At 34.9% G+C, this 252-nt stretch carries 1 protein-coding gene; it reads right to left on the bottom strand.

Translation table 11 applies throughout. The features are described from left to right. Positions 1 to 252, bottom strand: a 252-nt coding sequence (locus tag E4T71_RS09520) for a transposase (RefSeq protein WP_194181280.1), incomplete at both ends; no start/stop codon positions are given.

The following is a 252-nucleotide window of genomic DNA, read 5'->3' as shown; positions in this document are numbered from 1 at the left end:
TTGTTCAATCGGATTCATCTCTGGTGTATAAGGTGGAATAAATGTAAATTCAATATTGCTAGGAATATCCAATGTCTGTGATTTATGCCAAACCGCATTATCCATCACCAAAATAATATAGTCGTTATTGCTAGGAATATCCAATGTCTGTGATTTATGCCAAACCGCATTATCCATCACCAAAATAATATAGTCGTTAGGGTAAGCTTCTGACAGTTGTCGTAAAAATTCATTCATCCAAGCCGTATTACA

Origin of the sequence: Streptococcus sp. WM07 (assembly GCF_004570525.1) — a bacterium.
In the GTDB taxonomy this organism is placed as follows: Bacteria; Bacillota; Bacilli; order Lactobacillales; family Streptococcaceae; genus Streptococcus.
This window is presented reverse-complemented; position numbering and strand designations above follow the sequence as displayed.